The sequence below is a fragment of the Pseudarthrobacter sp. MDT1-56 genome, from assembly GCF_059383555.1.
Map to the genome: position 1 here is coordinate 72,606 of NZ_JBWZCK010000010.1, position 26,221 is coordinate 98,826.

The 26,221-nt window shown below is 65.7% G+C and carries 23 protein-coding genes and 1 tRNA gene; 12 read left to right on the plus strand and 12 right to left on the minus strand.

The window, feature by feature from the left end; genetic code table 11:
• Positions 1-120: 120 nt before the first annotated feature.
• The 3 genes from AC50YC_RS14645 to AC50YC_RS14655 are packed head-to-tail and all read right to left on the minus strand — an operon-like array spanning position 121 to position 4,011.
• Positions 121-1,644, minus strand: a complete 1,524-nt coding sequence (locus AC50YC_RS14645; protein WP_494952844.1) for an APC family permease — start codon at positions 1,642-1,644, stop codon at positions 121-123.
• Entirely contained in the window at positions 1,641-2,552 is a 912-nt protein-coding gene (locus tag AC50YC_RS14650; protein WP_494952845.1) for a universal stress protein, read from the minus strand. The genes AC50YC_RS14645 and AC50YC_RS14650 overlap by 4 nt, the downstream gene beginning before the upstream one ends.
• Positions 2,553-2,598: 46 nt before the next feature.
• Complete coding sequence (locus AC50YC_RS14655) at positions 2,599-4,011, minus strand: flavin monoamine oxidase family protein (RefSeq protein ID WP_494952846.1); 1,413 nt, start codon at positions 4,009-4,011, stop codon at positions 2,599-2,601.
• 187 nt (positions 4,012-4,198) lie between these two features.
• Between AC50YC_RS14655 and AC50YC_RS14660 the strand changes: the two genes are divergently transcribed.
• Positions 4,199-4,888: a TetR/AcrR family transcriptional regulator gene (locus AC50YC_RS14660; protein ID WP_494952847.1), complete on the plus strand. Its 690-nt coding sequence runs from the start codon at positions 4,199-4,201 to the stop codon at positions 4,886-4,888.
• A gap of 56 nt (positions 4,889-4,944) precedes the next feature.
• Here the strand turns inward: AC50YC_RS14660 and AC50YC_RS14665 are convergent, their stop codons facing one another.
• The 5 genes from AC50YC_RS14665 to AC50YC_RS14685 all read right to left on the minus strand — a co-directional run bounded on the left by AC50YC_RS14665 (position 4,945) and on the right by AC50YC_RS14685 (position 8,874).
• On the minus strand, positions 4,945-5,763 hold the full coding sequence (locus AC50YC_RS14665; protein ID WP_494952848.1) for an ABC transporter permease: 819 nt from the start codon (positions 5,761-5,763) through the stop codon (positions 4,945-4,947).
• The gene (locus AC50YC_RS14670) at positions 5,760-6,605 is read right to left on the minus strand and encodes an ABC transporter permease (RefSeq protein WP_494952849.1); all 846 of its coding nucleotides are present in this window, start codon (positions 6,603-6,605) and stop codon (positions 5,760-5,762) included. Before AC50YC_RS14670 ends, AC50YC_RS14665 begins: the two co-directional genes overlap by 4 nt.
• Positions 6,592-7,434: an ABC transporter ATP-binding protein gene (locus AC50YC_RS14675; protein ID WP_494952850.1), complete on the minus strand. Its 843-nt coding sequence runs from the start codon at positions 7,432-7,434 to the stop codon at positions 6,592-6,594. The genes AC50YC_RS14670 and AC50YC_RS14675 overlap by 14 nt, the downstream gene beginning before the upstream one ends.
• Positions 7,435-7,474: 40 nt before the next feature.
• A complete protein-coding gene (locus tag AC50YC_RS14680; RefSeq protein WP_494952851.1) occupies positions 7,475-8,551 on the minus strand; it encodes an ABC transporter substrate-binding protein in 1,077 nt (358 codons plus the stop codon).
• A gap of 240 nt (positions 8,552-8,791) precedes the next feature.
• Positions 8,792-8,874 (minus strand) — tRNA-Leu (locus AC50YC_RS14685).
• Positions 8,875-9,282: 408 nt separating this feature from the next.
• On the opposite strand from AC50YC_RS14685, the gene AC50YC_RS14690 reads away from it, so the two are divergent.
• From AC50YC_RS14690 to pknB, 7 genes are read left to right on the plus strand one after another with little or no spacing between them, the layout of a single operon-like run.
• Complete coding sequence (locus AC50YC_RS14690; RefSeq protein WP_494952852.1) at positions 9,283-10,029, plus strand: FHA domain-containing protein; 747 nt, start codon at positions 9,283-9,285, stop codon at positions 10,027-10,029.
• Positions 10,026-10,505: an FHA domain-containing protein FhaB/FipA gene (locus AC50YC_RS14695; protein ID WP_024368146.1), complete on the plus strand. Its 480-nt coding sequence runs from the start codon at positions 10,026-10,028 to the stop codon at positions 10,503-10,505. Before AC50YC_RS14690 ends, AC50YC_RS14695 begins: the two co-directional genes overlap by 4 nt.
• Before the next feature lie 2 nt (positions 10,506-10,507).
• Positions 10,508-12,163 (plus strand): PP2C family protein-serine/threonine phosphatase, encoded by a 1,656-nt coding sequence (locus AC50YC_RS14700; RefSeq protein WP_494952853.1) that lies wholly within the window; start codon positions 10,508-10,510, stop codon positions 12,161-12,163.
• Positions 12,160-13,611, plus strand: coding sequence for an FtsW/RodA/SpoVE family cell cycle protein (locus AC50YC_RS14705; RefSeq protein WP_494952854.1), 1,452 nt, complete (start codon positions 12,160-12,162; stop codon positions 13,609-13,611). The genes AC50YC_RS14700 and AC50YC_RS14705 overlap by 4 nt, the downstream gene beginning before the upstream one ends.
• Positions 13,608-15,065 carry a peptidoglycan D,D-transpeptidase FtsI family protein gene (locus AC50YC_RS14710; RefSeq protein ID WP_494952855.1) on the plus strand — a complete coding sequence of 486 codons (1,458 nt, stop codon included), beginning with the start codon at positions 13,608-13,610 and terminating at the stop codon, positions 15,063-15,065. Before AC50YC_RS14705 ends, AC50YC_RS14710 begins: the two co-directional genes overlap by 4 nt.
• A complete protein-coding gene (locus tag AC50YC_RS14715) occupies positions 15,062-16,879 on the plus strand; it encodes a protein kinase domain-containing protein (RefSeq protein WP_494952856.1) in 1,818 nt (605 codons plus the stop codon). The genes AC50YC_RS14710 and AC50YC_RS14715 overlap by 4 nt, the downstream gene beginning before the upstream one ends.
• Before the next feature lie 6 nt (positions 16,880-16,885).
• Positions 16,886-18,847 (plus strand): Stk1 family PASTA domain-containing Ser/Thr kinase, encoded by a 1,962-nt coding sequence (gene pknB / locus AC50YC_RS14720; protein WP_494952857.1) that lies wholly within the window; start codon positions 16,886-16,888, stop codon positions 18,845-18,847.
• A gap of 16 nt (positions 18,848-18,863) precedes the next feature.
• On the opposite strand, the gene AC50YC_RS14725 is transcribed toward pknB, so the two are convergent.
• Complete coding sequence (locus AC50YC_RS14725) at positions 18,864-19,505, minus strand: aminodeoxychorismate/anthranilate synthase component II (protein ID WP_494952858.1); 642 nt, start codon at positions 19,503-19,505, stop codon at positions 18,864-18,866.
• A gap of 214 nt (positions 19,506-19,719) precedes the next feature.
• Here AC50YC_RS14725 and AC50YC_RS14730 point away from each other — a divergent pair, with 214 nt between their 5' ends.
• Together AC50YC_RS14730 and AC50YC_RS14735 are read left to right on the plus strand one after the other, a co-directional pair.
• A complete protein-coding gene (locus AC50YC_RS14730; RefSeq protein WP_354171480.1) occupies positions 19,720-19,974 on the plus strand; it encodes a cell division protein CrgA in 255 nt (84 codons plus the stop codon).
• A 120-nt stretch (positions 19,975-20,094) separates the two neighbouring features.
• On the plus strand, positions 20,095-20,700 hold the full coding sequence (locus AC50YC_RS14735; RefSeq protein ID WP_494952859.1) for a DNA-3-methyladenine glycosylase I: 606 nt from the start codon (positions 20,095-20,097) through the stop codon (positions 20,698-20,700).
• A 955-nt stretch (positions 20,701-21,655) separates the two neighbouring features.
• Here the strand turns inward: AC50YC_RS14735 and AC50YC_RS14740 are convergent.
• Positions 21,656-22,537, minus strand: coding sequence for a rhomboid family intramembrane serine protease (locus AC50YC_RS14740; protein ID WP_494952860.1), 882 nt, complete (start codon positions 22,535-22,537; stop codon positions 21,656-21,658).
• Between the two features lie 9 nt (positions 22,538-22,546).
• Positions 22,547-23,092 (minus strand): peptidylprolyl isomerase, encoded by a 546-nt coding sequence (locus tag AC50YC_RS14745; protein ID WP_494952861.1) that lies wholly within the window; start codon positions 23,090-23,092, stop codon positions 22,547-22,549.
• Positions 23,093-23,247: 155 nt separating this feature from the next.
• Here AC50YC_RS14745 and AC50YC_RS14750 point away from each other — a divergent pair, with 155 nt between their 5' ends.
• Entirely contained in the window at positions 23,248-24,228 is a 981-nt protein-coding gene (locus AC50YC_RS14750; protein WP_494952862.1) for a hypothetical protein, read from the plus strand.
• A 156-nt stretch (positions 24,229-24,384) separates the two neighbouring features.
• On the plus strand, positions 24,385-25,260 hold the full coding sequence (locus AC50YC_RS14755; RefSeq protein ID WP_494952863.1) for a glycosyltransferase family 2 protein: 876 nt from the start codon (positions 24,385-24,387) through the stop codon (positions 25,258-25,260).
• 34 nt (positions 25,261-25,294) lie between these two features.
• Here AC50YC_RS14755 and AC50YC_RS14760 read toward each other — a convergent pair whose 3' ends face one another.
• Complete coding sequence (locus tag AC50YC_RS14760) at positions 25,295-26,209, minus strand: DMT family transporter (protein ID WP_494952864.1); 915 nt, start codon at positions 26,207-26,209, stop codon at positions 25,295-25,297.
• Between the last annotated feature and the right edge of the window lie 12 nt (positions 26,210-26,221).

A 26,221-nucleotide genomic window follows, 5' to 3' on the forward strand; every position in this document is an offset into this window, starting at 1 on the left:
GTCACCTCGTTCTGGTTCCGAACGGGGGAAGATCCCCCTCCCGCCAGCCTATTGGTAAGTGTGCTTACTTTCCAGTGGGCTGCCGGAAGGAGGATCTTTCTGGCGTGTTGCGGCGGCGGCCTAGTACCCGGTGGGCAGGACCTTGCCCTTGAAGAACTCCGGGCGGATCTTGGCCATGACCAGCATGAGCACTACACCCAGCAGAATCACACCCATGCCCAGGATGAACACAAGGCCAATGCCGCCGACAGATGATCCGGAACCGTACGCCGGGTCCATGGAGTCATAGGCGGTCTTGACGAACATCACCAGCAGGATGACCCCGCCCAGGAGCGGGGAGAGGAACTTGAAGAAGAATGCCCGTGCCCCGCTGAAGGCCTCGCTCCGGAAGAACCAGACACAGGCCAGGGCGGTGATGCCGTAGTAGAAGCAGATCATCATGCCCAGCGCGGTGATGGTGTCCCACAAGGCGTTCTCGGAGGTGGTCCGGGTGATCACGTAGAACCCCGCCGCGGCAATGGCCGCCGCGATCGTGGCGTAGCTCGGGGACTTGAAGGTAGGGCTGATCCGGCCGAACTTGGTCGGCAGCGCCTTGTAGTGGCCCATGGCCAGCAGCGTCCGGGCTGGTGAGACGAACGTCGACTGCAGGGACGCGGCCGAGCTGCTCAGAATGGACAGAGACATCAGGATGGCGAACGGGCCCATGACCGGTCCGGCGAGGACGGCGAAGATGCTGCCCTGGTTTTCCGGGTTTCCGGCTCCCAGGCCCTCCTGCCCGATGCCGGCGAACGCCAGCGTGGCCAGAGCGACGGTCATGTAGATGATCACGATGACGAGCACGGTGACGGTGGCTGCGCGGCCCGGGGTTTTCTCCGGGTTCCGGGTTTCCTCGTTCATGGTCAGGGTGACGTCCCAGCCCCAGTAGATGAAGATCGAGAGGGAGACGCCGGCGGCGAAGGCCGAGAAGGATTCGACGGCGAACGGGTTGAACCAGTCGGGGGTGATCGCGGTGGCATCGAAGGCGGTGCCGTTGGCGACGTGGCTGAAAGCGGCGACCGCGAACCAGCCGAGCACGAAGAGCTGGAACGCGACCAGCACGTACTGCACACCCTTGGTAGTTTCCATGCCGCGGTAGGAGATCCAGCAGGCCAGCGCGATGAACACCAGCGTGGTGGCGATATTCAGCGGCAGGTTCAGGGTCAGGTCCGCCAGCTCGGGGTTGCCGAACAGCTGGGCCAGCATGAGGTAGAAGAAGTCCACCGCCACGGCGGCAAGGTTGGACAACACAATGATCGTCGCGGCGATCAGTCCCCAGCCGCCCATCCAGCCGATCCACGGGCCGAAGGCGCGCGAAGCCCAGGTAAAGGAGGTTCCGGCGTCGGGCATGGCGTTGTTCAGTTCCCGGTAGCCGAACGCGACGAGCAGCATCGGAATGAAGCCCACCAGGAAGATGGCCGGCAGCTGGACGCCGACTTCGGCGACCGTGGGGCCCAGGGCCGCGGTCAGAGTGTAGGCAGGGGCAATACAGGACACCCCGATGACGACGGCGCCGATCAGGCCGACCGATCCGGCTTTGAGGCCCTTGGCGCTCAGTCCTGCGTGGGTGTCGTGCGAGGCCTTGGCCGTCACGTGTTCGGTGCTCATTGGGGTGCCTCTCCGGACGTGTCATTCGATGTTGACGGATTCTGGTGCTTGAGTTCGTAGCCGCTGGGGACCACGAGCATCGGCACCGGCAGGGCGCGCAGGATCCGGTTGGCCGTGCTGCCGAGGAAGATGGACCGGCCCTGGGCCAGGCGGCTCGAACCGATGACCAGGACCTCGCCGTCCTCCCAGTCGAGGCCGTCCACGGCCTCTTCGATGCTCCGGCCCTGTGCGACGACGACGTCCGTCTTGGCTGCCAGCTGGACGCCCGACGGGCTGACCGGCGCCGCGGCCGCGACGGTCTTCTCCGCGTACTCGCGGGCGGCATCGGCCGCGCCCGGGTCCCCGCCGTCGAGGGCAAGCAGCGACACCACCCGCAACTGGACCGCCCGGTTCGCCGCCATGCCGATGGCGAAATCGAGCAGCTTCTCCGCTCCCGCCCGGGTGCCGAGTCCGCAACTGATGCGGGTCAGGGCCTCCTGGCGGTAGTAGCCGTGCGGTGCCAGGGCCACCGGAACGGTGGACGCGTGAAGGAGTGCACTGGCCACCGAACCGATGGTGAACCGCTTGAACAGGCCGGTGCTGCTTGCCCCGATGACCAGGACGTCCGCCCCTAGTTCCTCGGCCGCCTCGATCAGCGCCTGGGCGTCCGAGTCGCCGCTGCGGATGTGCGCCTGCGCCGGAACGTCCGCGGGGACGAGGGCCAGGGCCTCATCGAGCCATTGGCGCGCCTGCTCGTTCAGGAGGTTCTCGAAGCCTGCCTTGGGCGCATGGGCGGCGCCGAACTGCTGGACTTCGGGCACCACCAGGACGAGGTCCAAGCTGGCACCGCGGCCGCGTGCCAGCGCTGCGGCCAGATTAACGGCATCGTGGCCCCTGGCATTGGCTGAATACCCCACTACGTAACGCATCTGGCCGGTCCTTTCTGAACTGTTGGGCGTGGGTGGGAGCGTCGGGCTAATTGGAGGCCACGGGGGTTCGGTCTGCCGCTGCGACAAGCCGGGCCGCAGTCTGGCGTCCCATCCGGACCGCGCCGTCGACGTGCTGGTAGCCCTCGGCAGCGAGGTCCGAGGAGGACCAGTAGATCGGGCCGACCGGGGCGTGCTGGTCCTTTCCGTAGCGGTGCAGTCCGCCGAGGTCGTAGCTGGAGGCATAGGCGCCGCGGGTCCACTCCTCGGAGCCCCAGTCCGACTCGTAGTAGACCTCCGGCTCGAGGGCCTTGTCACCCAGGAATCCGGCCATCGATTCGAGGATGGCGCGGCGGCGTTCCTCGGCGCTGAGCTCGAACATTGCATCGGCTTTCTCATCCGAGACAAAACCGACCAGGGTGCCGCGGGTGTCTTCGTGGTTGGTGTTGTCGTAGACCTCCTGGACCAGGGCGCCGGCGCCGAAGCAGGTTCCGGAGAGGCCGTCCTCGCGCCAGAACGGCGTGCTGTAGACAGCGTGCACCTTGATGACCAGGCCGAGTGACTGGTGCTGGTGCATCTGGTGCTGGCGGCGCGGCAGCGGCGGGTTGAAGGAGACCCTGGAGTAGAGGTTCGGCGGCACGGCCATGATGACGAAGCGCGCGTTCACGGTGGCGCGTTCCGAAACAGCGGTCACGCGCTGACCGGCGGTGTTTTCTTCAGTTCCTCCTGCGGAGGACGCCGCCCAGTTAATGGTGCGCACCGGACTGTCCAGCACGACGTCGTCACCCAGTTGGGCGGCGAGCAGCTCGGAAAGCTGCTGCATGCCGCCGACGACGCGCTTGTCCAGGATGAAGTCCTCATCGGTGAGGTGGCTGAAGGAACCGGCGGAGGCAGCCATCAGCACGGCCTGCAGCGCGGAGAACGCATGGGCCGGCTTGGTGAGCATGCCGCCGGCAATGAAGAGCCCGATGTTGTTGCAGGCTTCCTCATCCGAGGAGTTCTGCCGCAGCCAGTGGTGGAAGGAGACGGTATCCAGCTCCCGGGCCTTGGGGTGCGCCCACGGTTCGGTGGCGCCGATGTCGGCGGCGAGGGAATCCAGCAGGGCGGTGAGTTTGTCCATTTCGGCGGCGGTGGTTTCGCTGACCGGGAAGGTATCGCCCGAGTACAGGGTGCGTGTGCCGTCGGAGCCGATATAGACAGATTTGCCGTCGCGGTAACGGGAATAGGTCTGCAGGCCGAGCTCGTCGAGGAGCGCCAGCAGTTCGGTCTGGTCCGGGGAGACCCACTGGCCGCCGATTTCCAGCATGGCGCCGTCAATCGTGTCGGTCCAGGTGCGGCCGCCGACACGGTCGCGCGCCTCCAGGACGGCCACACTGAGGCCGGCCCTCTTCAGTTCCCGGGCGGCGGTCAGCCCGGCGGGGCCAGCTCCGACGATGACGACGTCGCGGTCAAGTTCCAGCATGATGTCCTCTCTGTGGCCGCTGAAGTGATGCGGACCACTAAATGAATGCCATTCATTTAGGATTGACTATAGACCCTTCACGGGCATCAGGGAAGACCTCCCGCACAAGAAATTTCGCTGGCAAACTGGCCGTAAAGTTGGGGACACAATGGGAGCACCCAGGAGACCGACCGCAGAAAGGCCAGCAATGCCGGCATCAACCAGCGCCCCTGCAGATCCACACCGCCACGACGCCAAACCGCGCCGCCGGGTGGGCAGGCCCGCTGCCGCCGTCCTCGACCAGGACGGCATCACCGCGGCGGCCCTGCAGCTTATCGGGAAGAGCGGCTACGACGGGTTCACCATGGCTGCCCTGGCGCGCACGCTGAATGTGGCGCCGTCGGCCCTGTACAACCATGTTTCGTCCAAGCGCGATGTCCTGGTCCTGGTCCAGGACCACCTGACGTCGTTCGTTGACGTGACCGCCTTCGAGACCGAACCGTGGGACCAGGCCGTGCGCCGTTGGGCCTGGAGCTACCGCGACGTGTTCTCCAAGCACACGCCGCTCATCCCGGTGATCGCCGTGCTCCCGGTGACCGACGCCCCCAAGACGCTGGCCATGTACGAGGCCGTCAGCGCGGGATTCAGCCGCGCGGATTTCCCCCGGGGGCGGATCGTTTCCGCAATCGTGGCTATGGAGTCCTTCATCTTCGGCTCCGCCTATGACGTCACCGCGCCGGCGGACATCTTTGACTCCGGCAGCATGGCGGACTCGACGCCGAACTTCACCGCGGCAGTCAAGCACCAGGACCTGGAAGGCTACGAGAAGCCCGCCGACGTCGCCTTCAACCTGGGCCTGGAGGCGATGATCGCGCGCTTCGGGGCGCTCCGCGGCTGACCGCCGACGAGGACGTGCCTCGCACGTTGCACCGGCGCACCGGCGCGCCCGGCCAGTCATGCCGACGTCGACGGTGCCTGCCCGGATCTCCTCAGCATGGCGTCCTCCAGCAGGGCGACAACCGTGTACAGGATGATCGACACGAGCGTGATCACCACCACCAGCGCCCACACCTCGTTGTTCCTGGCGCGGGAGACGGCTGAGATGATCGCATAGCCCACACCTTTACCCGTGGCCAGCCATTCGGCCAGCAAGGCCCCCGTCACCGCTCCCGGGATGGAGACCTTGACTGCGGTAAAGAAGGACGGGAGGGATGACGGCAAGGCAACCTTCAGCAGCGCCGTCCACCGGGAGCCGCCGTAGACATCGACGACCTCCAGCATGGCGGGCGACGCCGAGCGGAGTCCGAAGACAATCGTCACCAGGGCAGGAAACAGCACCACGATCCCCCCGATGGCGGCCACGGCCGGTTCCTGCCGCCCGAAAATGAGGATGATGATTGGCGCCAACGCGACCAGTGGCACGGAGCGCAGCAGCATGGCGATCGGCATCAGTGCACTCTCCACGCCGCGGAAGAGGACAAAGACGGCCGCGATCACCACGGCCCCGGTTATCCCGGCGGCGAAGCCGAGAAAGGCGTCGATCATGGTTTGGCCGAGGTTCTGCAGGACAGCCTGCCGGTTCCCGCCGGATGCCGGGACGGTGAAGAGGAAGTTGAAGACATCCAGGGGGCCTTTGCCCACGTACGGCGAGATGTTGAAGAACTTCAGCAGCGCCACCCACAGCAGCAGCACGACGGCCAGGGACACCAGCAGCCCCACTGCCGCACGGCCGAGGCCTTTAAGGACGGCGGGACCGTGGTTTCGCGACGTCATCGGGAGGCCCCCGGTCGGCCGGCGGACCACGGAGTGACGAACCGTGAGATCACGGAAAAGACTCCATATCCGGCGCCGGCCAGCAGTCCGGCGACCAGGGCGACCCCCCAGGCCCGGGCAATTTCGAGGTTCTGTTGCGCGTTGACCAGCGCCGGGCCGATCCCGCGGTCCACTCCTCCCACGTATTCGCCCAGGACTGCCCCCAGCACGGCCGCGGGAACGGCGATCTTGAGCGCGGTGAGGATCCCCGGCAGCGCCGAAATGAGCTGCACTTTGACCAGCTGCTTGAACCTGCCGCCGCCGTAGACGGCAACGAGGTCCAGGCTCGCCTGGTCCGCACTTTTCAGCGCGGACAGGGCGCCCACCACGGTGGTGAAGAAAACGGAGATGCCGGCAAGGAGCACGGCTGTTCCCGACGCCTGGCCGCGCGCGGGCGATCCGATCACAATGAAGGCCAGCGGTCCGATGGCCACGATCGGCAGGCAGTAGCTGATGACGGCCAGCTGGGTGACAAGCCGCTCCAGGGCCGGCAACACGAGCACGCTGCCGGCCAGCAGGAGCGCTGCAATATTGCCCCAGAAATAGCCGGCGGACGCCTCCACGACCGTGACCGCAAGGTTGGGCCAATAGAAACCAACGCCGTCGCCGGCCAGTTGGCTAACAACCTCGCCCGGTGTGGGCACGGCGCCGCCCGTTCCGTCGCCTGCGGCCCCCACCCCTGAAAGTACGGTGGCCGCGGCCAGCCACCAGAGCGCAACGGTGGCCGCCACCCCGATTCCCGCCGCCGCCCACGGCGGAAACGGCCGGGAAACGGGCGCTGTCTTCGTGTCAGTCGTCGTCACGGGACCCTCCCTCCCCTCGGTGCGCGCCGACGTCGCCGAACAGCAGCTCAGAAGCCCGGTCGCACAGGGCGTGGAACTCTGGCGTCCGCATCATCTCCGGTGTCCTTGGCCTGGGAAGGTCAACAGTGATGATTTCCTTGATCCGGCCGGGCCGTGCACTCATTACGGCGACGACGTCGGAGAGGAACATTGCCTCCGCGATTCCATGGGTGACCATAAGCGTGGTGGCCGGCTTCTCCGTCCAGATGCGCAGCAGTTCAAGATTGAGGCGCTGACGCGTCATGTCATCCAAGGCGCCGAACGGTTCGTCCAGCAGGAGCACCGACGGCTTGAGTGCCAGCGCCCGGGCGATGGAGACCCGCTGCCGCATACCGCCGGAAAGCTGCGCCGGCTTGGCCTTTTCAAACCCCCTCAGGCCGATCAGCCCCACCAGCTCGTCCACCATGGCATGGTCAACGGGCAGACCGGCCACTTCGAAGGGCAGGCGGATGTTGGAGACCACGCTTCGCCATGGCAGGAGGGCCGGATCCTGGAAGGCGATACCCAGTTCATGCCGGGTGCGCAGCTCAGCCGGGGTGTGGCCGTCCACCGTGACCTGGCCGGTCGTGGGGGTTTCCAGGCCGGCGAGGATCCTCAGGATGGTGGACTTGCCGCATCCTGAGGGCCCCAGCAGGGACAGGAACGTTCCCTGCGATGTACTCAGGTTGGCGTCTTCCAGGGCCACGACGCTCTGGCGGCCCATGCGGAAACTCTTGCCCAGCCGGCTGAGCGATATGCCGGTACCGGAGAGCATGCCGTGGGAGACGGCAGCCGTGCTCACGTCAGTCATTCGTCCTACTTACATTCGTCAAACTTACTTCCGGGCATGGCTACTTCAGGGTCGGGTTCTCGGCGTAGACCTCGTCGAGGAGGCTCAGGTCGAAGATCTGCTCCGCCGTGGTGTCGTAGCCGGCCAGCTTGAGTATTTCGATGTTCTTCTCCATCAGCTCCTGGGAGATGGAGAAAAGTCCGTTGCTGTCCGTATCCGGAGTCTCGATGAGCTTGCTGTTCTGCGCCTCCGCCTGGGCCTTTTCCTTGTCCAGGGTGAGGCCGAGCTCCTTGCCATAAACCTCCACGGCGAGCCTGGCCGATTCCGCCGGGTCCGCCAGCGCGTCCTTCCAGCCCTTGATAGTTGCCGCCAGGAACGCTTTCAGCTCTGTCCGCTTGTTCTTGATGGAATCCTCGGTCGCGACGAAACTTTCGGCGACGAAGGGCAGGCCGTTGTCCGCGAACGGCAGCACCGCGGTCCTGTGCCCGCCCAGCTCGAGGGTCAGGACCTCGTTGGTGAGATAGGCAAAAAACCCTTCGACGTCGCCATTCAGCAGCGGCTGCGGGTCGTACTGCACCGGCAGCTTCGTGACCTGGGACGGATCAATACTGTTGACCTCCAGGAGGGCATCGAAGAGAGTCTCGTTGACGCCGGCCTGCACCCCGATCTTCTTGCCGATCAGGTCACCGGGGGCGGTGATCGGATTTTCCGCGAGCGACACGATGGTGAACGGGTTCTTTTGGTACGTGGAGCCGATGATCTTTAACGGCGCACCCTCATTGAGCACCACCGGGGCTACTCCCACCGGCGACGAGGTGCCAACCAGGGCCTTGCCGGAAAGGACCATGGTCTCCGCCGAAGCGCCGCCCGGGCCGCCCGCAATCAGGTTGACCGCCGTAAAGCCCGCATCTTTGTAATAGCCCTTGCTGTCGGCAAAATATTCACCGGCGAACTCAGCGTTCTTCAACCAGGACAACTGGACCTCCAGTGTCCCGAGATCCCCCGCCGCACCACTGGCCGTCGACGTCGCAGCGCTGGTCCCGCCGCCGCAGCCGGTAAGGGCCACGAGTGCGACGGAGGACATCCCCGCCAGCAGCATGCGGCGCGTCGGGCGCATTTCCGAACCAAAAGCCGTCATTCTACTTCTCCAAATCGGGAGCCGGTGCATTAGAACGACCCCCGCGGGGTCGTCTGGCACTGACCTTAGGGAACGGTTGTTTCAGGAATCTGCGCCTTGCCGTTTCCGTAAAGTTAACTCTCGGTTAGATCGGCGCCGCGGCGCTGGGCGGTCTTGGTTGCGGGCTGAACCAGACGCGTCAGTTCCGCGGGTTAAACGAAAGAAACCCCGGTCCGAAGACCGGGGTTTCTTTCATTTGCGTGCGCGAGGGGGGATTTGAACCCCCACGCCCTTTCGGACACTGGCACCTGAAGCCAGCGCGTCTGCCGTTCCGCCACTCGCGCGCAACTTCTTCCACATAGTTCTTGGCCCAAAATCAGGCCGTGAACCTCGTAAAAGCAGCGAGATCAAGCATAACGGACAACAGCGGGAAAACACCAATCGGCTCCCGGCGAGGGATGGTGCAGGACGTTCTGCGCCCGAAATCCGGGGTCCGGCGCGGTGAGCCCCGGGGCTCACCGCGCCGCCAGGAACCCGTCCCCGCCGGGCGGATCGGGCCGATGTCAGTGCACGTCAGAGCCGGTCCGAAGCAATTTCCCGGCGCGGAGTGGCGACGCGCATTAAGGCCATTCCCAGACTCGCCCAGTAGTATCTGATGTAGGAGTGCCCGTTAACAGCGGGCTCCCGCAGATGTGGGCAACCGAGTTCCGGAACGAACGCTGCCCTGCAGCCGTCACGAAAGGAGAAGGACCATGGGATTGCTGGACAAAGTCGAGCGCGGCATCGAAAAGGCCGTCCGCGGAGTCTTCTCCACCGGTTCTCGCGCCCAGGTTGAGCCTGTCGAGATCGCCAGCCACCTCCGCCGCGAGGTTGACAACAAGGCCATCACCATCGCCGCCGGGCGGACCCTCGCCCCCAACGTCTTCGACGTCCTCCTCAGTGACGATGACTTCCAGCGGGCCCAGGAATGGGGAACCCCGCTCGCCGAAGAACTGTGCGACGTCGTCATCAACCACGTGCGCAGCCAGGGCTACACCCTGCCGGGTCCCGTCCGGATCAGTTTCCGCCGGGACGGGGACCGCCGAGCCGGCGACTTCGAAATCAAGTCCCGGACCGAGAAGTCCTCCTCCTCCCCCTCCACGCAGCCTCCCGCGCACGCCGGAATGCCTGCCGCGCCGACGCGCCAGCCTTCCCGGATGCAGCCTGTGCTGGACATTGACGGGCAGCGCTACTCCTTGAATGCGCCGTCGATCGTGCTGGGACGCTCCTCCGAAGCAGACATCCTTATTGACGACACCGGCGTTTCCCGCCGCCATCTGGAAATCCGTACGGGGCAGGGCAACGCCCAGGCCGTCGACCTGGGATCCACGAACGGCAGCTACGTCAACGGCCACAAGATCGTGGGTTCCTCGGAACTCAACGACGGCTCCACGATCACAATGGGACGGACCAAAATCATCTTCCGACTCTTGCCCGCCAGCCCAGGCGGCCGCCAGTGAGCGAACTGACCATCACCGCCCTGCGTTTCGGTTTCCTCCTGCTCCTGTGGGTACTGATCTTCAGCATTGTTGCCGCCATGAGGCGCGACCTCATGATCGGCCGCAAGGCTGCAGCGGGCGCCCCCACGGCGAGGCAGGTCCGCAAGAATCCGGCTCTGGCCGAACCGGCGGCCCCAGTCAAGCAGCAGCCACGCCAGCTGGTCGTGACCGAAGGGCCACTCAAGGGCACCACGATCCCCCTTGCGGCGAGCCCCATCCTGCTGGGCCGCGCGCAGGAAGCCACCCTCGTGCTGGAGGATGACTATGCCTCGGGCCGCCACGCCCGCCTGTTCCCGCAAGGCAGCCGCTGGTTCATCGAGGATCTTGGCTCGACCAACGGCACCTACCTGGCCGACCAGCAGCTGACCAGGGCACTGCCCGTAGAGCTGGGTGTCCCCGTGAGAATCGGCAAGACGGTCATTGAATTGAGGCCGTAGCCGTGGCTGCCCCGGACCACCCCGCAGACAGGGCCGAAGGCGAAACAACTGCCTCCAAGCGGCCACTCATCATGCGCTACGCCGCGCGTTCCGACGTCGGCCGCGTGCGCGCGAAGAACGACGACTCCGCCTACGTCGGCCGCCACCTCGCCGTCGTTGCCGACGGCATGGGAGGACACGCAGGCGGCGACGTCGCCTCTGCCGCCACGGTGCTGGACATGATCCACCTCGACAGCGACGACTACGACGGCGACGCCGGCACCGTCCTGGCGGACGAGATCCAGACCGCCAACTCGCTGCTCTCCGAACTCGTCCACATGAATCCCAAACTTGCTGGCATGGGCACCACTGTCACCGCCCTCCTGCTGGCCGAAGGCAAGCTGCACTTCGCCCATATTGGCGACTCCCGCGCGTACCGGCTGCGGAACGGCGAATTCGAGCAGGTCAGCGTGGACCACACATTCGTCCAGCGCCTCATCGACGAAGGCCGGCTCCGCCCCGACGAAGCCGAGTCCCATCCGCACAAGAACGTCCTGATGCGCGTCCTTGGCGACGTCGACGCCAGCCCTGAACTTGACCTGGACACGCTTGACGTCGAGCCGGGTGAGCGCTGGCTGCTCTGTTCCGACGGCCTGAACTACGTGGCCGGCCACGTCGTGGAGCGCACGGTCCGGGAGACCAAGGACCTGCGTGAATGCGTCGAACTGCTGGTCGATCTCACCCTGGACGCCGGCGCTCCGGACAACGTCACCGTGGTGATGCTGGAAATCGCCGAACAGACCACCGACGACGTCCGGACGGCCGCCGTCGAAATCGTCCCGCTGGCTGGCGCGGCAGCAACGGCCCCCAACCCGTCCGTGGCCACGGCGTCCCCTTCGGACACCGGTTCACCGGGCGACAGGCCGGCTGGCGGTGCCCCCGAAAAGGGCGAACCGCCCACCTCCACCGATCCGCACCTGGGCGAGCACTTGTCCGCCGAGGTGCTCCGCGAGGAACTTGCCGGGCGCCCCCACGAACTCGTGGGCGCTGCCGCGGCCGCCGCGGAGTCCGGTTCCATTCCGACCATCGCGGGGCGCACCATGGCCCGCCGGGCTGCGACGGTCCTGACCCACAAGTCGGAGCAGGCGAGGGAGGAAGCCGACGAGTACCGGCAGGCCGGCCGGCCCCGCCGCTGGGTGACGGTCTCCATCGCCGCGGCCATCGTGGCACTACTCACGGTGGGTCTGTGGCTCGGCTACGCCTGGACCCAGACGAGGTACTACATCGGCGAGCACGACCAGCACGTGGCCATCTACAACGGGGTCTCTCAGCGCCTGGGGCCCATCCAGCTCTCCACCCTCGAAGCGGTGACCGAAATCCGGATGTCAGATCTGCCCGAATTTTCCCAGCAGCGGGTGCGCCAGACCGTGCCGGCCCGGGACCTCTATGACGCCCAGCGAATCGTCAAGAACCTTGAGCGAACCGGCACCACCGCACCCGCGGACGAATGCATCACCCCGTCCCCAACCCCAGCCACCCCCGGTGCGACGGCGGATCCCAGCGCCACAGCGGATCCGGGCGCCACCGCGGATCCGGGCGCGACGGCGAGTCCCGGCGCTGCCGGAACTGCGGCACCCTCGCCGACGGCGACGGCCCCTATCTGTGAGGGGGACCAATGACACCCATCGATCCCACGCCCAGGCCGCGGCGGAACGTTGAACTTGTCCTGCTGGTGCTGGCCCTCGCCGTCGGCATCGGGGCCAACGCCCTGGTCGGGGTGGACCAGCAGAAGGCGTTCGACACCGATTTCTGGTTCCAGTCGAGCCTGCTCGCCGTCGCCGCCCTTGCTTTCCACATCGTCCTCCGGATTCGGGCGAAATATGCCGATCCGGTAATTCTTCCGCTGGTGGTCGCACTGAACGGCCTCGGCCTCGCGATGATCCACCGGCTGGACCGGGTCGGGGAGGACACGGGGAACAACCAGTTGCGCTGGACCCTGGTGGCCATGGCCGTTTCGATCGCCGTCATTTGGTTCCTCAAGGACCACCGGATCCTGCGCCGTTTCACCTATATTTCCCTGGCCGTCAGTGCGTTTCTGCTGATCCTTCCGCTCGTCCCCGGCATCACGGCCGGTGAAATCCTGGGCGCGCGGGTCTGGATCAAGGTCGGCTCGATGACCTTCCAGCCTGGCGAAATTGCCAAGATCACCCTCGCCATATTCTTTGCCGGGTATCTTTCCTCGAACCGCGATCTCATCCTGCTGGCCGGCCGGAAAGTCGGCCCCATCCAGTTCCCGCGGTTCAAGGACATGGGCCCCATGATTGCCGCGTGGCTTGTGAGCATCGGCGTATTGATCTTCCAGCGGGACCTGGGCTCGTCGATCCTGTTCTTCGGCCTATTCCTGGTGATGATCTACGTCGCCACGAGCCGCATCAGCTGGGTCATCATCGGTGTCGGGCTCATCGCCGCCGGCGGGTTCGTCGCCTCCCGTGTCTTCTCCCACGTCGCGCTGCGGATTGACGGCTGGATCAACGCTTTCACCGACGAAGTCTACGGACGGGCGTTCGGCGGAAGCCTGCAGATCGTCGAGGGACTGTTCGGCATGGCCAACGGCGGCCTGGTGGGCACCGGTCTCGGCCAGGGACGCCCCAATCTGGTTCCTTTCGCCAACAGCGACATGATCATTGCCTCCTTCGGCGAGGAACTGGGGTTGATTGGCCTCTTCGCGATCGTCCTGATGTACCTGCTGCTCTTCACCCGCGGTTTCCGGGCGGCACTCGGCACCCGGGATGCGTTCGGGAAACTGTTGGCCACCGGGCTCTCCTTCGCCATCGCGCTGCAGTGCTTTGTCGTGATCGGTGGCGTCACCCGTCTCATTCCTCTCACCGGCCTCACCACCCCGTTCCTGGCCGCGGGCGGCTCCTCATTGCTGGCCAACTGGATCATCGTGGGACTGTTGCTGATGATCTCGCACACGGCCCGCGGCCCGGTGGACACAACACCGCTGGCTCCCGGTGAGGAACCCGACCCACAGAAAGTAATGCCGGCTATGCCTTCGAAGCCGGCCGCCGTTCCCGGCACCGGACGGAACAGTCCGGACGCCCCCACGGAGGTGGTGAAGCTGTGAACCAAGCCATTCGTAATGCCTGGATCGCCGCGATCGCGATGTTCGTCCTGATCTTCGGTGCCCTCAGCTACGTGCAGGTGGTCGGCGCGGACGAGCTGGAGGCCAATGCGTGGAACAAGCGCACCCTCCTGCAGAATTACTGCAACGACCGCGGCGCGATCATTGTCGGCGGTGCCCCCGTGGCGGAGTCTGTGCCTGCCGCGGAGAGCTGCAAGTTCCAGCGCACCTACAACCAGCCGGAACCATACGCCGGGATCACCGGCTATTTCTCCAGGAGCTTCGGCGTGACCGGGCTCGAGAAGACGATGAACGAAGAGCTCGCGGGCAGCTCGGACCAGCAGTTCCTGGACCGGGTCGGCCAGCTGTTCCTGGGCAACCAGCCCAAGGGCGCCTCGGTTGAGCTCACCCTGGATCCCGAGATCCAGAAGCTCGCCTTCGACCTCATTCCGGATGGCCAGCGCGGATCGATCGTGGTGACCAACCCGAAGACCGGCGCGATCCTGGCCATGGTGTCCAAGCCCTCCTACGACCCCAACCTGATCGCCACCCAGGATCCCGTGGCCGAGGCCGCCAACTTCGCCGAGCTCAACAAGGTGCCCGGGATCAACCTGAACCAGAACGTCAGCGGCCCGACCGGGGAATTGCTGGCACCGGGCTCGGTCTTCAAGATCATCGACACAGCCGCGGCCCTCAGCTCAGGAAAGTACAACAAGGACAGCGTCCTGCCCAACCCGGCGGAGATGTCCTTCCCCGGCATCCAGTACACGCTGCCCAACTATGCCGGCGGCAACTGCTACACCCGCGACACGGCGACGTTCGCCTTCGCCCTGCAGCAGTCCTGCAACACCCCCTTCGCCAGTATTGCCCTGGATCTGGGGCAGGCGGCCATCGCGGACCAGGCGGAGAAGTTCGGCTTCGGCAAGGACTTCGGCGACCAGCTGAAGCTGGACTCCGCCCCGAGTTTCTTCCCGACCGAAGTGCTGGACGACGCGAGCCTGGCACAGTCGTCGATCGGCCAGCGGGACGTTCGGGCCACTCCGCTCCAGATCAACCAGATGACGGCCGCAATCGCCAACGGCGGGGTCCAGATGCAGCCGAACCTGATCAAGGCCGTCCGCTCCCCGGACCTGCGGCCGATCAGCGAGCCGAAACCTCAGGCCCTGCTGACCTCCACCACACCGGAGATTGCCCGGCAGATCAACGAATGGATGGTCAGCGTAGTCAGCGAGGGCATCGGCCGCGGGGCGGCAGTGCCCGGCGTGAGGGTGGCCGGCAAGACCGGTACCGCCGAACTCGGCGACGGCCTGAACAACTCATGGTTTACCGGGTTTGCCCCGGCGAATGACCCGCAGGTGGCAGTCACTATCGTCATGGAAGGCGTAGACATCACCACCGGCGCAAAGCTAACCAGTCCGAACGCGAAGAAGATTTTTGAGGCGGTGTTGAATAAGTGAGGCCTTCATCAGGAATCACCCTCGGCGGCAGGTTCCAGCTGACCACGCGTATTGCGATCGGCGGCATGGGAGAAGTCTGGAAAGCCAAAGACCTGATCCTTGGCCGCATCGTCGCCATCAAGGTGCTCAAGGAGGAGTACACCGGCGACCCCGGCTTCCTCCAGCGGTTCCGCGCCGAGGCCCGCCACACGGCGCTCCTGAACCACGTGGGCATCGCCAACGTTTTTGACTACGGCGAGGAAGAGGGCTCCGCCTACCTCGTCATGGAGCTGGTCCCGGGCCAGCCGCTGAGCAGCATCATCGAACATGAACAGGTGCTCTCCCCGGACCGCACCCTGTCCATGATCGCGCAGACCGCCCGCGCCCTCTCCGTGGCCCACGCCCAGGGCCTGGTCCACCGCGACATCAAGCCGGGCAACCTGCTGATCACCCCGGACGGGCGCGTCAAGGTCACGGACTTCGGCATCGCCCGCCTGGCCGACCAGGTCCCCCTCACCCAGACCGGCCAGGTGATGGGCACCGCCCAGTACCTCGCACCCGAGCAGGCAACCGGCCAGCTGGCCACCGGCGCCTCGGATATCTACGCCCTCGGCGTGATCGGATACGAGTGCCTTACCGGGCATCGTCCGTTCTCCGGGGAATCCCAGATCGCGATCGCGCTGGCCCAGGTCAACGACGCTCCGCCGCCGCTGCCGGAAACCCTGCCGAAGCCGGTCCGAGCCCTGCTGATGTCCATGCTGGCCAAGGACCCCAAGAACCGCCCGGCCGACGCCCTCAAGCTGTCCGAGGCCGCCGAGGCCATCCGCAACGGCGACATCGCGGCGGCACACGCCGCCGTCCCGGGCATGCTGCTCTTCGAGGCAGCAACCGGGCCGATCACGGCACCGGTGGACATGCCCACGGCAGCAACCGGTGTCATCGGCGCTGCGGACCGTCCGACCTCGGCCACCTCGGCGTTGCCGGTGGTCGGCGCCGCCGGTGCGGGCGCCGCGGCAGGGACCGCTGCCGGAGCCGCCGCCAGCTCGTACGGAGCACGCAACACGCTGTCGCGTGCCGACGCCCTCGCCGCGGAACGCAATTGGGTCCAGGAGGACGACGACTACGACGAACCGGTCAATGAGCCGGAACGCCGCGGCCGCAGCCCCTGGACCTGGCCGCTGATTGCCCTGATCCTGCTCGTGCTGTTCGCACTGGTGGGCGTCATGCTGACCCAGGCCGGAATCCTGTTCCCGCAGACTCCTGCGAGTAGCAGCAGTGCCACCACGACCAGCGCGTCACCGACCACCACCAGCGCCTCGCCCACGTCCACGAGCCCCAGCCCCACCAGCAGCTCCGCCACCCCCACGCAGTCGACACCGGCTGCAATCAACCTGATTCCGGAAAGCTACCTGGGCCGGCAATACAACGAAGTTCGCAACGAACTGATTGGCCTGGGCCTTGGTGTCACCGGAGTGGAAGTCTTCGACGCCTCCGCCCCCGGGACGGTACTGGAAATAGACCCGGCCGGGCGGGTCCAGCCTGACACGACCATCACCGTGTCCTACTCCAAGGGACCGGAAGCCCCCGAAACCGTGACGGTCCCGACCCTGCAATCCGGGGCGAGCGAAGCCACCGTCCAGCAGGCCATCCTGAATGCGGGCCTGCGGTGGGCCAAGGGTGTCGATGTCAATCCGACGAACAAAGACGAGGACCCCGGGACTTTCGTCCGCTCCGAGCCCGCCTCCGGCGCCAAGGTTCCCGCCGGTTCGCTCGTGACCTACCACCTGGCCAAGGCCGCGGCCGTGGAATCAACCCCCAGCCCAACGGGAACGTAGCCCACCATGCCCACTTCACCCCGCACCCCATCGCACCGGGAGGACCGCGGCCCCGTGAACACGCAGCGCGTCCTCAGCGGACGCTATGAGCTGGGTGAGCTGATCGGCCGCGGCGGCATGGCCGACGTCTTCCGCGGCCTCGACACCCGGCTGGGACGCACCGTGGCAGTTAAGCTGCTCCGTCCGGACCTGGCCCGGGACCCCCAGTTCCAGGCCAGGTTCAAACGCGAAGCGCAGGCCGTCGCCGCGCTGAACCATCCCTCGATCGTGGCCATCTACGACACCGGGGACCACGCCGTCCCCGGCGACCACGAGGACACCGTCCGGGTGCCGTACATCGTGATGGAGTTTGTCTCCGGCAAGACGATCCGGGACCTGATCCGGGCCAAGGAAGTCAGCATCGACCAAGCGATCGACTTCACCCTTGGGGTGCTCGCGGCGCTGGATTACAGCCACAAGGCCGGTATTGTTCACCGCGACATCAAACCCGCCAATGTGATGTTCTGCCCGGACTCCAACAGCGTCAAGGTGATGGACTTCGGGATTGCCCGCGCCATGGCGGACTCGGCAGCGACCATGACCCAAACCCAGGCCGTGGTGGGCACTGCCCAGTATCTGTCACCGGAACAGGCCCGCGGTGAGACCGTCGATGCCCGCAGTGACCTCTACTCCGCCGGCTGCCTGCTGTACGAGATGCTGGCGGGCCGGCCGCCCTTCATCGGGGACAGCCCCGTCTCGGTGGCCTACCAGCATGTGCGAGAGATCCCCGAACTGGCCAGCAGCCTGAATCCTGACGTCTCCGAAGCACTGGACAGCGTGCTGATGAAGGCGCTGCAGAAGAACCGCGCGGACCGCTTCCAGGATGCCGCAGCGTTCCGCCGTGCCCTCCGGGCTGCGCGGAGCGGAGTCGGCGTCACCGCGCCGGCCGCGAGTGAAGCTCCCACCGACCCCAATAACACGGTCCCGACCCCGGACGGCACCCCGACTGCGGCCTTCTCCGTGACCGGCGCGAAATTCCTCGATGAGACCCCCACCGGCCGGCTCCGGCCCGTGCTGGAGACCCCGGCTGACGATGAGAACGCCCTGATGGCCCACGGTGTCGTCTACGGCGCCGCTGATACCGGAAGCCTGCCGCTGGTCCTGCCGCCCGAACGCGAGCACACTCCGCGTCAGAAGTCCCGGCGTCGGACGTGGATCACCGCCCTGATGCTCGTCACCGTCCTGGTGCTGGCAGGAGGCGGCCTGTGGCTATACAACATGATGAACCAGCCGCCGCCCCCGATCGCTAAAGTGCTGGTGCCGTCGGTGACATCACTGACCGAGACCGAGGCCCTCCAGAAGCTCTACAATGTAGGGCTGAAACCCCAGCTCAGCCGGATGCAGCACGAAACCGTTGCCAAGGGCATCGCGATCGGTACCGTCCCGGCCACGGGGAGCTCGCTGGACCCGAATTCCGACATTACGCTCAACATCTCTGAGGGCCCCAGCGTCATCACCATCCCCGCCGACCTGCCGGGACGCACGGAGGCTGCCGCGCGCGATATGTTGCGCCAGAACGGTCTCGCCGGAGCGCCGGGTACCACCATGGCCAACAGTCCCACGGTCCCGGCCGGCATCGTGATCACTACCAACCCGGCGCCGGGCCAGAACGTACCCACCGGCAGCATCGTCGAAATTATCGTTTCCACCGGCAAGGTGGTGGTTCCCCAGCTCGTCGGGCTTCCTCAAGCCGAGGCTGAAGCCGCCCTGAAGGCGCTGGGCTTGGGCATGACCGCCACGGAAGTCGAAAACTCCCAGGTCGAACCGGGTAAGGTCACCGGACAGTCCGACCCTGCGGAGGCGCTGGTGGAACAGGGCAAGACGGTGACCGTCACCGTGGCCAAGGCTCCGCCCCCGCCACCAAGCCCCACACCCACACCCACGCCGACCCCGACCCCGACGTCCACCAAGGGCGACAAGGGCGACTGAGCGTTCCGGGGCGGGCTTAGTGCTTGATAAGCGGGCTTAGCGAGGCGGCACGCTGGGCAGCGCCGGCCATACCGAGCGACTCCAGCCAGTTCCCGAGCATCTGGTAGCCGCCTTCGGTGAGCACGGACTCAGGGTGGAACTGCACTCCGCAAAGGGGGGCACTGCGGTGCTGGAGCCCCATAACCACTCCGCTTCCCGTCTCCGCGGTGATCTCCAGGATCTCCGGGATGCTCTCACGCACGGCGGCGAGGGAGTGGTAGCGGGTCGCGGTGAAAGGCGAAGGCAGCCCGGCGAACACGCTGGTGCCGTGATGCTCCACGAGGGACGTTTTGCCGTGCATCAGCTCGGGCGCGTGCGTGACGGTTCCCCCGTAGGCCTCGGCCAGGGCCTGGTGTCCCAGGCAGACCCCAAGCATGGGTTTGTTGTGGCTGCCGCACCACTTGATCAGCTCGATGCAGACGCCGGCGCCCGCGGGGTTCCCGGGGCCAGGGGAGATGAGGACGCCGTCGCGTGCCTCCGCCAGGTCGATTGCCTCGGCCAGGGTGACATCGTCGTTGCGGACCACCGTGGTCTCGGCGCCGAGTTCCTGGAGGTATCCCACCAGGGTGTACACAAAGCTGTCGTAGTTGTCGACGACGAGAATCTTGGTTGTGCTCATGGGTGCCTTGCTGAACCAATCGTTGAAACAGAGAACAGGGTGAATCGTGCCATTCCGGACATTCGCGGCGGACATCCCCGTGGTGTGAACTACGGCTAGAATTGGCTCCGAATAAGAACTTCAACGTGACCAAGAGCGCTGACCGCCGGGGTATTCCTTCTTGCAGGATATCAAGCCAGGGTCCCGCTCCTGGTCCAGCCGCCTAGGAGGACCCGTGCCCGAGTCAAAGCGCCGCAAACGGACTGCCCACGAAACGCCGCAGACTTCCGCCGCGCAGGCCAATAAGCCCAACCCGGTCTGGTTCAAGCCGGTGATGTTCGGCCTGATGATCATTGGTCTGCTGTGGATCATCACCTTCTACATCAGCGAAGGCACACTTCCCGTCGCCGCTTGGGGATCCGGCAATATCATCGCCGGCTTCGGCATTGCCATCATTGGCTTCCTGATGACCACCCGCTGGCGTTCCTGAACGCCGCAGCACGTTACGAAGACCGGTACACCCTGTGTGCCGGTCTTTCGCGTTAACGCCGTGTCCTCCGAGGGGAAGATAATGCTGGAGCTGAAGAACAACGCAAGCGAAGGAGTCCAGATGGCCCCGGCACTAACCGGACCGGTAATCGGCGACGACGGCCTGGCCCGGCCCCCGTGGGCGGCCGTGGATCCGATGCTGCGCGAGTACTACGACACCGAGTGGGGACTTCCCGTCCGCGACGAGCAGGGCCTGTACGAGCGCATCAGCCTCGAGGCTTTCCAGGCAGGACTCTCCTGGGCGACGATTCTCCGGAAACGGCCGGCATTTCGGGCTGCATTCCACGACTTCCATCCCGAGACGGTGGCCGCGTTCACCGACGCCGATGTTGACCGCCTCCTCCTCGACGCCGGCATCGTACGAAACCGGCTGAAGATCCGGGCCGCCATCACCAACGCCCAGGCCACCCTGGATCTGCGGCAGGATGGCGGGCTTGTTGACTTCGTGTGGGCCTTCCAGCCGGAGTCCACTCCCGAGCCGAGGTCCCCTGAGGAAATCCCCACGACCTCGGCCGAGTCGATCGCCCTGTCCAAGGCCTTGCGGAAGCGGGGCTTCGCGTTCGTCGGACCCACCACGATGTACGCACTGATGGAAGCCATCGGGATGATTGACACCCATCTGCTGGACAGCCACCGCAGGGGAACCTCCGGAATCTGGCCACGCTGAGGCTCCTACTGTGCACAACTCCGGGTTTTGAGTTATCCACAGTGTTGATAACTTTGCAGGGGTTTCGATCCTGAGCGGGCCTTTCCTGCGCGTTATGGCGCTCAGAATGACCCTCCAAAGAAGGCTCGGCGGAGAATTACGGGGTTGTAAGTTATTAACAGTGTGGATTCCCTGTGGATAACTTCGGAGGATGTTCCCCGTTGCCGGAAGAGGGAAGCGTCACGCGGAGACGGCCGCGCCTGTTCAGCGCCTCCAGCCACCCGGCCGAGTTATCCACTTAACAACACTGCGGTACCCACAACTTATCCACACCTGGGGATAACTGAGCGGTTTGAGACAGGTTCCGAGGGGTTCGGCCCCAGCTGGCGCTGATTCTGGCCACATTACTGCAACCCACAAGTTATTAACATTGTGAATAACCCTGTTGAAATCAGATTTGATCCCGGAACCGACCCGGGGACGGCCTTGGGCATCGGCATCGCTTGTTCGACCACGCAGGCGCCCCCAGCGCACCAGCGTGGATTCCCGGGGAAGTTGTCCACTTAACCACAGGGCTGCCCACAGGAGTTATCCACATTTGTGGAGATCGCAAAGGGCTCCGGCGAGGAATCGCCCGGTGTGGCCGTCAGATCCGGGACGACCGCCTGAACTACAGACGTGTAAGTTACCAACAGTGTGGATAAACCCTGTGGACAACTTTCCGGTTCGACCGGTGGGCGGGTCTTCTTGCGGTTCCCGCCGACTGCTGGTGAGAGTGCACAAAGCATGCGCGGGCGTGTTGCGCTGTGGAAAACGGGACCACGCTGTGGGAAACCCCAGGACGAGGGTCCGCGCGAGAGGCGCGGCAGGGGGCTGGACCGTCAGGTGCGGCGCGGCAGGGGGCGTGACCGTCAGGTGCGGCGCGGCAGGCCGGCGTGACCGTCAGGTGCGGCACGGCAGGGGTGGGCCCGCGGGGTCAGGCGCTGGCGACCCGGAGGGCGGAGACGGCGACCAATAGGGCGAAGACCAACACCAGACCGGCGGCCTGCAGCAGGCCCTGGCGCGGGCCGCGGGGTGTGTACGCCAGTACGGCAGCACACAGGGCACCGGTGACGGCCCCACCCAGGTGCGCCTGCCAGGCGATCGAGGGGACCACAAAGCCGATGGCGCCGTTAATAAGGATCAGCACCCAGAGTTGCCTGGTGTCGCCGCCGCGGCGGCGTTGGACCACCAGCATGGCTCCGAAGAGCCCGAAGATGGCGCCCGAAGCGCCGACAACTCCGCTCAGCTGCTGGCCCGCGACGTATCCCGGTGTCAGCAGCAGATAGCCGACCGAACCGCCAAAGGCGGACAGCAAATACACCGCCAGGAATCTGATTCGTCCCAGGAGCGGTTCGAGTGCCTGGCCAAACACCCACAGCATGTACATATTGAGCACGATGTGGAGGATGAAACCCTGCGAATGAAGGAAGGCGGACGTCACCATCCGCCAAGGCTCGAAGACCCCGGACTCCGGGCTGGCGAAGACGGTGGCGAAGGCCAGGTTCCGGTAGATCCAATCGTTGGGAACCAGCCACTGAAACACAAAGACCAGGGCACACAGCCCGATGAGGGAAAGCGTGACCACAGGCTTGCCCAAGGTCACGGCGCCGCCGTAGACGGTCTTGACGTCCGGTGTGGTGCGTTTCGTTTCGTTGACACAGTCAACGCATTGGAATCCGACGGCGGCCGCCCGCTGGCAGTCGGGGCACGCGGGGCGCCCGCAACGCTGGCAGCGCACATAGGCGGGCCTGTCCGGGTGCCGGGGGCACACCGGGATCTCCGCGGACGGCTCTGCCGCCGGAATTCCGTAGCTCATGCGCTGGGCTTAGAGCTTTTCTACGTCAATGCTGTTGATGGTGACGTCCTCGACCGGACGGTCGCCCGCACCGGTGCGGACACCCTCGATGGCGTCGACAACCTTCTTGGAATCATCGTCCGCCACCTCGCCGAAGATGCTGTGCTTGCCCTGCAGCCAGCCGGTGGGGATGGTGGTGATAAAGAACTGCGACCCGTTGGTGCCGCGGCCCATCTGGATGCCGGCGTTCGCCATGGCCAGCTTGTAGGGCTCGTTGAAGGTCAGCTCCGGGTGGATTTCGTCGTCGAACTTGTAGCCCGGTCCGCCCACGCCACGGCCCAGGGGATCGCCCGCCTGGATCATGAAGTCCTTGATGATGCGGTGGAAGATGGTGCCGTCATAGAGCGGCGTCCCGGTCTTGTCCTCGCCGGACTCCGGGTGGGTCCAGGCCTTCTCGCCCGTTGCCAGTCCGACGAAGTTCTCGACGGTCTTGGGGGCGTGGTTGCCGAAGAGGTTGACGACAATGTCGCCCATGCTCGTGTGGATGGTTGCTTTTGCAGTTGCGATGGCAGTCATAGGCCCTATTCTTCCATGAGAGGCCATCACACACCGGGCCGGTCCGCCAGTTCCGCGCTGGGTGAAATCGGCCCAAAATCGGCTTGAAGAATAGCCCGTGAGGTCTGGGACACGTAGGCTAACTGCAGAACCGTCACATTAATCGGGAGGTAGTTGTGAAGAAAACGGACCGTATTGCCCGTGAGCTGGAGCATTCAGTCAGCACCGGAGTAGAGACCGCCAAGGACTGGGCAACGCCGCGGGTTGAAGCCGCAGTCAACTGGGCCGTTCCGCGTCTGCAGCAGGGCCTGGATACCGCTTCTCCCAAGATCCAGGAGGGGCTCAAGTCGGCGGCCCACAATCTCGCCGATGGCGTGGCGACGGTGACCCCGCGTCTCCAGGACGGGCTCGCCCACCTCGCACCAAGGATCAACGACGCCGTTGACAGCGCCACCCCGCGCCTGCACGAGGCACTGGACAAGGCGACGCCGGTGATCGCAAACGCGCGCGACCTCGTGGTCGTGGAGTACCTGCCGAAGCTTTCGGATCAGATCGGCCACGCGTCCGACGCCGTGCACCGTACGCTCCAGAGCGCTCCGGCGCATGTGGATGCGGTTGCCCAGCGGCTCGGCGAAGCGGGAATCATCCACTCCGTTCAGGAACAGGCGAAGGCCGCGGGAAGCCACGTCAAGGTCGCCGCGAACAAGGCGAGCAAGGCCGTCAGCGGTGAGCTGGTCAAGAAGCAGAAGCCCAAGCACCGCGGGCTGTTGATCTTCGGTATCATCGCCGCGGCAGTTGCCGCCGGTGTTGCCGCCTGGCGGGCTTCCAGGCCGGTCGAGGACCCCTGGAAGACGCCGGCTCCGGTCACGCCGGCACCCGTTCCGGCCACCACCGTCAACGACGTCAAGGATTCCGCCAAGGAAGCTGCCGGTCAGGCCGGCGCCGCCACGGTTGCCGCCGCCGACACCGCTGCTGACGCGTCGGCTGACGCTGCCGAGTCCGCCGACGAAGCCGCGGACAAGGCCAAGCACGCGGCCGAGGACGCTGTTGAGGACATCAAGGACGCTTCCGCCAAGGTTGCCACCGATGCGAAGACCGCTGTCCGGAACATCGCCGCGAGCCGCAACAACGGCACGGACAAGACCACCGGCAGCTAAGCAGACCGCCGGCGGCCTGCGGGCAGCCGCTAAAGGGAGGGATTCCGCCATTGTGGCGGGATCCCTCCCTTTTTGCACCCGATGTTTACCAGTTTGTAGCCGGGGCACCGCCCGGCGCCGGACTCGAAAAACCGCGTTGGTGCTAAATTTGGGGGGATGTCACCCGAAAAATCCTCTGAGGATGCCTTACTCGATGCTGTGCACACACCGGCTGTGTCTATTGTCATCCCGGCCTACAACGAGGAAAGCGTCATCCGGCAGTGTCTCATTGCCGCCGTGTACCAGTCTGTCCCGGCACACGAGATCATCGTCGTCGACAACATGTCCAAGGACCGCACGGCCGACATCGTCCGGCAGATGCAACTGGAATACCCGGAGAGCCCCATCATCCTGCTCAGCCAGGACCGGGACCAGGGCCTGATCCCCACCCGCAATTTCGGCCTCGACCATGCCACCGGGGACATCCTGGGCCGGATCGATGCCGATTCCGTCCTGGAACCCGACTGGGTTGAACAGGTGCAGAAGGCCTTCCGGGACAAGTCCGTCCACGCTGCGACCGGGCCGGTGGTCTACTACGATATGCCGATGCGGCGCTTCGGCCTCAAAGCCGACGACAAGATGCGCCAGCTGATGCTCAAGCTGGCCAAGCACCAGTACCACTTTCTCTTCGGCTCCAATATGGCCCTCCGACGCTCCGCCTGGGAAATCATCCGGACCGAGACGTGCCGGGATGAGAAGGACGAGATGCACGAGGACATCGATCTGTCCCTGCACCTGGCCGACCACGACCTCCGGATCCAGTACTGGCCGCAGATGGTCTCCGGCATGTCCGCACGCCGGCTGGAGGACTCGCCCCGGGACTACCGCTACTACGTGACGCGTTTCGACCGCACCTACAAGGCCCACAACGTCAAGAAGATGGCGCTCAAGGCCCCCATGGTGGTCTTCTTCTCGGTGTACTTCCCGGCCAAACTGCTGCGCGCGATCCACACCGTCAACACGGCCCAGCCCGCCCGCCGCGGCGGCCAGTAATCCCCAGCGCTGACGGCGCCGCCCGCCGTCGTCGTCAATCCGTACCCAGCTCCGCCAGTCCGGCTGCAGTGCGCCACCCGGTGCGTGAACTGCGCTGCCCCAGGACGACGACGGCGAGCCCCACGAGGATCATCGCCAGGCCTGCGTAGGTTCCTGCCGGCAGGGTCTCCGCCAGGAACGCTGCGGCGAGCAGCGCGGCCCCCGGAATCTCCAGCAGGATGATCATGGACACCAGCAGCGGACTCATGGTGGCGAGCAGGTGGTTGAAGGCAGTGTGACCGATCAGCTGGGCGCACACCGTGATCGCCAGGATGCCAATCCAGCCGGCAGCCTCAAAACCTGCCAGCGGCTGCTGCGAGAACAATGCCAGCACCGCCACGACGGCCGCGCACATCCCGTAGCACAGGGTGGTGTAGACGCCCGTCCCCATGGTCTGCCGCGCTTTGCCGCCGGCCAGCGTGTAGACACCGGCCAGGGCGCCGCCCGCCACCGCGAGCAGGTCGCCCAGCAGCGCCTCCGGCGAGGTACCCATGTCGAACCCGGTAATGGCGACGACACCGCCAAACGCGATCCCCAGGCCCACCAGGACCGGCCAGCGGTGTTTGACCCCCCGGAAGAGCTGGAAGACGGCGATCCAGCCGGACTGCAGGCAAACGAGGGCGGTGGCTGCCGCGACCGAGGTTAACTGCAGTGAGGTGATGAAGCAGGCGAAGTGCAGCGCCAGGGCGACGGCCGCCGCCAGGGACCAGCGAAATTCGCGGCCGGTAACCCGGCCGAACTGGCGGGGGTTCCGGACCAATACCGGGCCGGCCATAACGACTGATCCGATGGCGTTGCGCCAGAAGGCGATCGCCAGGGCGCTGACGGAGGTGGCACCCAGGGTGGCGGCAATGAGCGGCCCGGACGAGGCCACGCCGAGGACGCCCAGGGCGGCGAGGAAGAAGTTCACGGTCCAACAGTA

Coding starts and splice junctions, on each gene's coding strand:
- AC50YC_RS14645 (WP_494952844.1), bottom strand. CDS start 1,644: ATGAGCACCGAACACGTGACGGCCAAGGCCTCGCACGACACCCACGCA.
- AC50YC_RS14650 (WP_494952845.1), bottom strand. CDS start 2,552: ATGCGTTACGTAGTGGGGTATTCAGCCAATGCCAGGGGCCACGATGCC.
- AC50YC_RS14655 (WP_494952846.1), bottom strand. CDS start 4,011: ATGCTGGAACTTGACCGCGACGTCGTCATCGTCGGAGCTGGCCCCGCC.
- AC50YC_RS14660 (WP_494952847.1), top strand. CDS start 4,199: ATGCCGGCATCAACCAGCGCCCCTGCAGATCCACACCGCCACGACGCC.
- AC50YC_RS14665 (WP_494952848.1), bottom strand. CDS start 5,763: ATGACGTCGCGAAACCACGGTCCCGCCGTCCTTAAAGGCCTCGGCCGT.
- AC50YC_RS14675 (WP_494952850.1), bottom strand. CDS start 7,434: ATGACTGACGTGAGCACGGCTGCCGTCTCCCACGGCATGCTCTCCGGT.
- AC50YC_RS14680 (WP_494952851.1), bottom strand. CDS start 8,551: ATGACGGCTTTTGGTTCGGAAATGCGCCCGACGCGCCGCATGCTGCTG.
- AC50YC_RS14690 (WP_494952852.1), top strand. CDS start 9,283: ATGGGATTGCTGGACAAAGTCGAGCGCGGCATCGAAAAGGCCGTCCGC.
- AC50YC_RS14705 (WP_494952854.1), top strand. CDS start 12,160: ATGACACCCATCGATCCCACGCCCAGGCCGCGGCGGAACGTTGAACTT.
- pknB (WP_494952857.1), top strand. CDS start 16,886: ATGCCCACTTCACCCCGCACCCCATCGCACCGGGAGGACCGCGGCCCC.
- AC50YC_RS14725 (WP_494952858.1), bottom strand. CDS start 19,505: ATGAGCACAACCAAGATTCTCGTCGTCGACAACTACGACAGCTTTGTG.
- AC50YC_RS14735 (WP_494952859.1), top strand. CDS start 20,095: ATGGCCCCGGCACTAACCGGACCGGTAATCGGCGACGACGGCCTGGCC.
- AC50YC_RS14740 (WP_494952860.1), bottom strand. CDS start 22,537: ATGAGCTACGGAATTCCGGCGGCAGAGCCGTCCGCGGAGATCCCGGTG.
- AC50YC_RS14745 (WP_494952861.1), bottom strand. CDS start 23,092: ATGACTGCCATCGCAACTGCAAAAGCAACCATCCACACGAGCATGGGC.
- AC50YC_RS14755 (WP_494952863.1), top strand. CDS start 24,385: ATGTCACCCGAAAAATCCTCTGAGGATGCCTTACTCGATGCTGTGCAC.